This window comes from Sphingomonas bisphenolicum, from assembly GCF_024349785.1.
GTDB lineage: Bacteria > Pseudomonadota > Alphaproteobacteria > Sphingomonadales > Sphingomonadaceae > Sphingobium > Sphingobium bisphenolicum.
Genome location: NZ_AP018818.1, coordinates 846,860 through 855,000, shown reverse-complemented (window position 1 = coordinate 855,000; position 8,141 = coordinate 846,860). Strand labels below are relative to the sequence as shown.

6 protein-coding genes (1 of these 6 cut by a window edge) are annotated in these 8,141 nt (G+C 67.5%); 3 read left to right on the top strand and 3 right to left on the bottom strand.

The features are described 5' to 3' along the window. From SBA_RS22280 to SBA_RS22270, 3 genes are all read right to left on the bottom strand, one after another. A protein-coding gene (locus tag SBA_RS22280) for an aldo/keto reductase (RefSeq protein WP_261937065.1) crosses the window boundary here: on the bottom strand, window positions 1-690 show its 5' portion. Its footprint begins 321 nt before the window's first position; the window shows 690 of its 1,011 coding nt (coding positions 1-690); its start codon is at window positions 688-690; its stop codon lies beyond the left edge, outside the window. 1 nt (window position 691) lies between these two features. Beyond that, complete coding sequence (pobA, locus tag SBA_RS22275) at window positions 692-1,861, bottom strand: 4-hydroxybenzoate 3-monooxygenase (RefSeq protein WP_261937064.1); 1,170 nt, start codon at window positions 1,859-1,861, stop codon at window positions 692-694. 189 nt (window positions 1,862-2,050) lie between these two features. Further along, on the bottom strand, window positions 2,051-4,474 hold the full coding sequence (locus tag SBA_RS22270) for a hypothetical protein (RefSeq protein WP_261937063.1): 2,424 nt from the start codon (window positions 4,472-4,474) through the stop codon (window positions 2,051-2,053). 187 nt (window positions 4,475-4,661) lie between these two features. Here SBA_RS22270 and SBA_RS22265 point away from each other — a divergent pair, with 187 nt between their 5' ends. The 3 genes from SBA_RS22265 to SBA_RS22255 all read left to right on the top strand — a co-directional run bounded on the left by SBA_RS22265 (window position 4,662) and on the right by SBA_RS22255 (window position 8,105). After that, entirely contained in the window at window positions 4,662-6,125 is a 1,464-nt protein-coding gene (locus SBA_RS22265; protein ID WP_261937062.1) for an aldehyde dehydrogenase, read from the top strand. A gap of 90 nt (window positions 6,126-6,215) precedes the next feature. Then, window positions 6,216-6,776 carry a DUF3237 domain-containing protein gene (locus SBA_RS22260; RefSeq protein WP_261937061.1) on the top strand — a complete coding sequence of 187 codons (561 nt, stop codon included), beginning with the start codon at window positions 6,216-6,218 and terminating at the stop codon, window positions 6,774-6,776. 33 nt (window positions 6,777-6,809) lie between these two features. Continuing rightward, window positions 6,810-8,105: an MFS transporter gene (locus SBA_RS22255; RefSeq protein ID WP_224551237.1), complete on the top strand. Its 1,296-nt coding sequence runs from the start codon at window positions 6,810-6,812 to the stop codon at window positions 8,103-8,105. Window positions 8,106-8,141: the final 36 nt, after the last annotated feature.

The following is an 8,141-nucleotide window of genomic DNA, read 5'->3' as shown; positions in this document are numbered from 1 at the left end:
GCGCGGCATGGACGCCCGAATATCGCCCTGCGGCAGGTTCGCCGCATTGGGATTGCCCGCCAGCAACCCGCGCCCGACCGGCGAGAAGGCGACGAAACCGGTGCCCAGCTGCGCACAGGCCTCCAGCACCGCCACTTCGGCATTGCGGGTCCAGGGCGAATATTCGGTCTGCATCGCCGCGATCGGATGCACCGCGTGGGCGCGACGCAGCGTCGCGGCCGACATTTCGGACAGGCCGATCGCGCCGATCTTGCCCGCCTCCTTGGCGCGGACCAGTGCGCCGACCGACTCCTCGATCGGGACCTTCGGGTCGAGCCGATGGAGATAATAGAGATCGATATGATCGACCCGCAGCCGCCGTAGCGAATCCTCCAGCACCTGCGCGATCGCCCCGGGCGATCCGTCCAGCCCGCGCTTGCCGTCAATTTCCCCCAGCACGCATTTGCTGGCCAGGGTGAATTCCCCTCGCCGGTCCATCAGCGTCCGGCCCAGCAATTCCTCGTTCGCGCCGAAACCATAAAGAGCCGCAGTGTCGAAGAAGGTCACGCCGACATCCAGCGCATGGCGCAGCAACCGCTCAGCCTCCGCCGCATCGGGACGCGGCAGATAGGCGTGGGACAGGTTCATGCAACCCAGGCCGATGGCCGAAACCTTGAAAGGACCGATGGAGCGGGTGGGAAGAGCAGTCATACTATAGAGGCAATCCTACATAATTTTCCGCGATCGTCGTCTGCGCCGCGACCGAGGAGGCGATATAGTCGAGGTCGGCGACCTGCATCCGGCGATCGAACGCATCGCTATCGGGGAAGCGGTGCATCAGCTTCGTCAATTGCCATGAGAAGCGTTCGGATTTCCAGACGCGGGCCAGCGCCTTGTCCGAATAGCCGGCCACCGCGTCGCTGTCATGACGTTTCAGATAGGCGATCAGCGACTGCGACAGGTAATGCACGTCGGACATGGCCAGGTTGAGTCCCTTCGCTCCCGTAGGCGGCACGATATGCGCGCTGTCGCCCGCCAGCATCAGTCGGCCATGGCGCATCGGTTCGAACACGAAGGAGCGGAGCGGCGCGATCGACTTTTCCAGCGCCGGGCCACGGGTGATATGCGCCGCCGCTTCCGGCCCCAGCCGGATCGCCAGCTCGTCCCATAGCCGGTCATCGGACCAGTCCTCGACTTTCTCCTCCAGCGCCACCTGCACATAATAGCGGCTGCGCGTTTCGGACCGCATCGATGCGAGCGCGAAGCCGCGTTCATGATTGGCGTAGATCAGTTCATGGTTGCACGGCGGCACGTCCGCCAGGATGCCGAGCCAGCCGAAGGGATAGACTTTCTCATAGACGGCTGCGACCGACGCCGGGATCGCCTTGCGCGAGGGGCCATGAAAGCCATCGCAGCCGCACAGAAATTGCGCATCGATCCGATGGGTCGCGCCGTCCTTGCTATAAGTGAGATAGGGCGCGTCGCCATCGACATCGTGGAGCGCCACGTCGGCGGCGTCATAGATGACCTCCAGCCCGCGTTCGGGCGCGGCCTCCATCAGGTCGCGCGTTATTTCGGTCTGGCCATAGACCATCACCTGCTTGCCGGTCAGCGCCCCGATGTCGATGCGGATCAGCCGCTCGCCATCGGCCAGGTGAAAGCCGTCATGCGGCAGGCCTTCGGCATGCATCCGCGCGCCAAGGCCCAGTTGATCCATCAGGTCGGTGGTGGTGCGCTCCAGCACGCCGGCGCGGATGCGGCCCAGCACATAGTCGGGCGACGCGCGCTCGACGATCACGGCGTCGATTCCCTCGGCGCGCAGCAGATGCCCCAGCATCAGCCCGGCCGGCCCGGCGCCCACGATAGCGACCTGCGTCTTCATGATGATCCTCTCCATGTCCTTCGGAATTGGGAGGCATGATGCCCCGCCGCGGCGCGCACGCCCATGGCCGGGGCAGCAGCTTATTTGGACGATTCAACCGACCCTGTGCAGATGAAGAGGAGATTTTCGCCCGCACCATGTCATGCCATGGTCGGTCCCCCCCAGGATGAATGGACTATCCGCCGCCGATCAGGCTGCGGGCAGCGTCACTACGCTGTCGGGCGCATCGCGCAGCCGCAGATAGAGTTTGCCGTCCCGCGGCGTGGGCGCCTTGAGCGCCGAGCCGGTATAGCCATGCGCCACCTGCGCCGCCTGGTCGAGCATCGGCGTCGCGCCCACCGCATCGATCAGGAACAGGTCGCGCCCTGTGATCGTACAGCCGTCCGCCTTCGCCTCGCACGCCACCGCCTCGATCTGCGGCAGTCGCGCCAGCGTCACCAGCGGTTGCCAGTCGCTCGCCTCGCCACCGCGCAACAGGCGAAAGCGCAGAGGCCCGAACAGGGACGGCGCCATCGCCCTGGGATTCAGCGTGGCGACCATCACCTTGGCGCTTTCCAGCCGCAAGCCATTGGCGGCGGTCAGCCGGATCGGCGCGCCATCCGCGACCGGCGCGACCTCGATCGCGTCGCTGGCGCTCAGCTTCGTGCCCTCGCCCGCCCGCACCGAAAAGACGAGCTGGCCATTGTCCGGCAGCAGATTGTCGCCGCCCAGCGCCAGCGCCTTGCCGTTCGCGGGCGGCGCGCCAAGGCTGATGTCCTTGCTGAGCAGCCCTATTTGCGGCCGCGCCGCCGCCACCGTCAGGGCAAGGTTCACGCTCCGCCCGTCGCGCAGCTTGACCCGCGCCATTGCCTCGCTGCCGGCATCGGCCGCTACCCCATCGCCCTGCGCCACCAGCCGCAGCCGGTCCACTTCACCGTCGCGCACAAGCCCGTCCGGCCGCAGCAGCAGCCCGTTCACGTCTACGCTGTCCACCTGGTCCAGCCGTTGCCCGGACAGCAAGGCCGCCTTGTCCCCGGCATGAAGCAGCAACCCGTCCAGCCGGCTCGCCTGCGCATAGCTGCGCAACGCAATCGCGGCAGGCTGGGCGACGCCCTGATATTTGACCTCGATGCGCATCGCGCCCGGCTTGCGATCGGCGAGCGGCACCGTCAGCGCCAGCGCGTCGCGCCCCTGCACCTTCCATTCCACCGGCCGGAGCGCGCCGTCTCCCTGCCGCATCATGACGCTCTCGACGCAGGCGGGCGCGCCGCCTTTCAGCACCAGCCCATTGTCGCGCCCGACGACCAGAGCGGCGGTATCGCCCTCGACCGCCCATCCGCCCGCATCGGGCATCTGCAACGTAAAGTCCGGCCCTTCGAACCGGTCGAAGCCCCAGCGACCGTAAAGATGGCCTTCCACCGTTCCCTTGAAGGCCGGGGGCAAGTCGCCGCCGGTCAGCACATAGCCGCCCCGGTCGGCGCGCGCCTCCAGCGGCAATTCGATCGTCTCGCCAGATGCCGTCTTCAGCGCTAGCTTCACCTCGCGCGCATAGGAAGTAGAGAAGATCAGCGGCGCGCCCTCGACCGGCAGCACCGTACCCGCGCGCGCTGCACAGACCGGCGCATCGCCGCTGCGGCGCAGGCGCGGCGGGCTGTCCGCCTCGATCGCGGGCATGGCCACGACCATGACCGACTTGGGCTTCTGGAAGGATGGCGCGGCGTTCAGCAGCAGCGCCATGCCCTCCGGCTCACGCACGCTCAGGGTCGGCAGATAGTCGAATTGCGGGCTGCTGAACGCGCCGAATATCTTCGCGATGTCGCGGACCACGCCGATATAGGGGCTGTAGAAACCATAGCCCGCCTCGCGCGTCGCGGCCAGTTGCAGCGCGAGGTCGGTGGGCGCCCCGGTCAGCGTTTCGGCGATCGAACTGCTATGGACGTCGGCGAGCACCAGCGCCTCGCGATTGTCGAGCAGGCAGGCGGCCTGCATCTCCACCACCTTGGACAGGCAATCCTCGTTGAGCTTCATCGCCAGGCTGCGCGCCAGCGTGGGGGCGACGCTGCGCAGATATTCGGGATGGCTGTTTTCCTGCGCCTTGATCGCCGCCATGAAGGCGTCCAGCCGCGACCGGTCGAGCGACGCCTGGTTCAGATCCTGCGTCGCGCGCACGAATTCGCCCGGCTTGCCGCGGACCACGTCGGACAGCACACCCTCGGCCCCGCCGGTGTCGGGTACCAGAAACAGCACCATCTGCCGCGCGCCCTTGGGCACGGTCAGCACCAGCGCCTTGTCCTTGTCCTTCTTCTTCCATGTCTCGGCGAACCGGACCCAATCCCTGGGCGGCGGATTGGTCGCGCCCCGCAGGAAGGCGGACACCAGGATGAAGCGCGCGCCCTGGTCGGCGGGCAGGTCCGCCTCGATCGACAGCCGGTCGCCTTCGGACAGGCTGGGCACCTGCGCGATCGGCAGGCTCTGGTCGCCGCGCATCACCAATATATCGAGCGCCGGACCGGGCAATTCGAACGGCGCGGGTTCCGCGGCGCCCAGTGAGGCAGGCGCCAGCATGGCGTACGCCAAAGCCCCCAGCGCGCTACGGGCGGTCCGCATCATCCTGTCGATCGACCAAGGCGTCATCTTTCTGTCTTGCTTCCTGTTGTGCGACCCTGCCGCCGCTTGTCCCACATGGACCGCTGCAAGCCAAGGGCGAGAGGGTAACGCAGCCCGCCTGCCCAAGTTCATACCAATCGGGTGAATGCCATGAATGCTATTGCTGATAGCTATCTGCATCGCTATCTATCATAACGATAATAAGGAGTCGGATATGCCTGTATCGGAAATCGCCCTGGTCATCGGCGGGGAGCAGCGCGCGGCTGCCGCGACCTTCGAGCGCGTCAATCCCGTAACGGGTGAAGTCGCCACCATCGCTGCCGCCGCCAGCCTCGACGATGCGATCGCGGCGGTCGATGCCGCGCAATCCGCCTTTCCCGCCTGGTCCGCCCTTGGCCCCAACGCCCGCCGCGCAGCGTTGATGAAGGCCGCCGATGCACTGGACGCCAAAGCCGCCGACTTCGTCGATGCGATGATGGCAGAAATCGGCGCGACCGAAGGCTGGGCGCGCTTCAACCTGATGCTGTCCAGTTCGATGGTGCGCGAAGCGGCCGCCCTCACCACCCAGATCGGCGGCGAGGTCATCCCGTCCGACAAGCCCGGCTGTCTCGCCATGGCGATCCGCGAGCCTGCTGGCGTCGTGCTGTCGATGGCGCCATGGAACGCCCCGATCATCCTCGCCACCCGCGCCATCGCCGTACCGCTGGCCTGCGGCAATACGGTCGTCCTCAAGGCGTCCGAACATTGTCCGCGCACCCACGGTCTCATCGTCGCGGCCTTGGTGGAGGCCGGCCTTGGCGGCGGCATCGTCAACCTTATCACCAACGCGCCGCAGGATGCCGGCGACGTGGTGGGCGCGATGATCGATCATCCGGCCGTACGCCGCGTCAATTTCACCGGCTCGACCGCCGTGGGCAAGGTCATCGCCCGGCGCTGTGCGGAACATCTCAAGCCCGTCCTGCTCGAACTGGGCGGTAAAGCGCCGCTGATCGTGCTGGAAGACGCCGACCTCGACGAGGCGGTCAAGGCCGCGGCCTTCGGCGCCTTCATGAATCAGGGCCAGATTTGCATGTCGACCGAGCGGATCATCGTGGTCGATGCCATCGCCGACGCCTTCGCGGAAAAATTCCGGGCCAAGGTCGCCACCATGGCGGTCGGCGACCCGCGCGAGGGGAAGACCCCGCTCGGCGCGGTGGTCGACAGGAAGACCGTCGCCCATGTCCGCGCGCTCATCGACGATGCGCTCGCGGCCGGCGCGACGCAGCTCAACGGTGGCGACGTTCTGAACGGGGGCGGTGGTGTCCTGATGCCCGCCCATGTCATCGACGGCGTCACCCCGGACATGAAATTGTTCCGTGACGAAAGCTTCGGCCCCGTCGTCGGCATCATCCATGCCCGTGACGAGCCCCATGCCATCGCGCTGGCCAATGACACCGACTATGGCCTGTCCGCTTCGGTCTTCACCCGCGACACTGCACGCGGACTCAGGGTCGCACGCCAGATTCAGTCCGGCATCTGCCACATCAACGGCCCCACCGTGCATGACGAGGCGCAGATGCCCTTCGGCGGCACCAAGGCGTCGGGCTATGGCAAGTTCGGCGGCCGCGCCGGTATCGACAGCTTCACCGACCTGCGCTGGATCACGATGGAAACCCAGCCCGGCCACTTTCCGATCTGACACTCATCTTCCCACATCCCCGTCCGGACCAGCCACAATCCGAACAGGCAAGCCCCTTGGCAGGCACGCACGACGAAACAGGAGAAGAGGATGACAAGGGACATGGACCGCCGCGGCTTGCTCAAGGCCATGCCCGGCCTGGGCCTCGCCGGCGCCGCCACCCCGCTTGCCGCGGCTGAACCCGGCCCGCTCGCGACCCCGCCGCTCAGCCTCGCCATGCGCCTGCGCGTCCTCATCGGCGCGCCGCAGGAACTGGGCATGGTCGATGGCGTGCGCAAGCGGGTCATCCCCATCACCGGCGGCAGCGTGGACGGGCCGCGCCTTACCGGAAAGGTGCTGCCCGGCGGCGCGGACTGGCAATCGATCCGGGCGGACGGCACCGCCGACATCCTGGCGCGCTATTCATTGCAGGCCGACGACGGCGCGATCATCTCGGTCATCAATCCCGGCTATCGCCACGGCCCCGCGCCGGTGCTGGCCCGCATCGCGGCGGGCGAGGTGGTGGACCCTGCCCTCTATTATTTTCGCACCACCCCGCGCTTCGAAGTCGCGAGCAATGGCCCCCATGCCTGGCTCGGCCGCACCGCCTTCCTCTGCACCGCCGCCCGCTACAAGGATCATGTCGCGCTGGACATTTTCGCGGTCGGCTGACACCAACGCAAAAACGACAGGACAGGATCGCCCATGACCGACATCAGGCACAGGCTGGACGAAGCCCCCATGGGCCGGCTCCAGATCGCGGCGATCATCCTGTGCATCCTGCTGAACGCACTTGACGGGTTCGATGTGCTGGCGATCAGCTTCGCCTCGCCCGGCATCGCCAGGGAATGGGGGATCGATCGCGCCGCGCTGGGCCTCGTCCTGTCGATGGAACTGATCGGCATGGCGGTCGGATCGGTTCTGCTCGGCAATGTCGCCGACCGCATCGGTCGCCGCCCCACCATATTGGGCTGCCTCGTCGTCATGGCCGCAGGCATGGCAGGCGCAACCCAGGCGTGGGATGTGGTGTCGCTCTCGTTCATCCGCCTTCTGACCGGTCTCGGCATCGGCGGGATGCTCGCCTGCACCAACGCCATGGTCGCCGAACTGTCCAACGCCCGCTCCCGCAGCCTGGCCGTCGCGATCATGGCGGCGGGCTATCCGGTCGGCGCGATCCTGGGCGGATCGGTCGCCTCGCACCTGCTGATCGCGGGCGACTGGCGCGACATCTTCCTGTTCGGCGGCATCGTTACGGCGGTCTTCCTGCCCGTCTCGCTCTGGCTGCTGCCCGAATCGATCGGCTTCCTGTTGCAGAAGCGGCCCCAAGACGCGCTGGCGCGGATCAACCGCCTGCTCGGCCGCATGGGCCACGCCCCGGCCGCCGCCCTCCCCGCGCCCGATCCGACCGCGACCAGGCCGGCCTTCGCGTCTCTGTTCGCCCCCGGCCTGGCGCGCACCACCATTCTCCTGACGCTCGCCTATTTCTGTCACATCATGACCTTCTACTTCATCCTGAAATGGGTGCCCAAGATCGTCGTGGACATGGGCTTTGCGCCATCGGCGGCGGGGGGCGTGCTGGTCTGGGCCAATGTCGGTGGTCTTGCCGGCTCGCTGCTGCTCGGCGCGCTTAGCTGGCGGCTGCCGGTCCGCGGGCTGGTCATGGTGGCGATGGTCGCCTCCACATGTCTGGTGACGGTCTTTGGCCAGGGACAGACGACGCTCGCCGGTCTCAGCCTGGTCGCCGCCTGCGCCGGCTTCTTCACCAATGGCGCGGTGGTCGGCCTCTATGCGCTGGTCGCCCAGTCCTTCCCCACCGCCGTGCGCGCCGGGGGGACCGGCATCGTCATCGGCGTCGGCCGGGGCGGCGCGGCGCTCGGACCGATCCTGGCGGGCTTCCTGTTCACGCTCGACTTCGGCTTGCCCGCCGTCGCCCTCGTCATGGCGCTCGGCTCGCTGGTCGGGGCGGCGCTGCTGGCGATGCTGCGCCCGCGCCCGGCCTGACGGCTTGCGGACAGGTGGGGCCGGGCGCATAGATGG

Coding starts and splice junctions, on each gene's coding strand:
- pobA (WP_261937064.1), bottom strand. CDS start 1,861: ATGAAGACGCAGGTCGCTATCGTGGGCGCCGGGCCGGCCGGGCTGATG.
- SBA_RS22270 (WP_261937063.1), bottom strand. CDS start 4,474: ATGACGCCTTGGTCGATCGACAGGATGATGCGGACCGCCCGTAGCGCG.
- SBA_RS22265 (WP_261937062.1), top strand. CDS start 4,662: ATGCCTGTATCGGAAATCGCCCTGGTCATCGGCGGGGAGCAGCGCGCG.
- SBA_RS22260 (WP_261937061.1), top strand. CDS start 6,216: ATGACAAGGGACATGGACCGCCGCGGCTTGCTCAAGGCCATGCCCGGC.
- SBA_RS22255 (WP_224551237.1), top strand. CDS start 6,810: ATGACCGACATCAGGCACAGGCTGGACGAAGCCCCCATGGGCCGGCTC.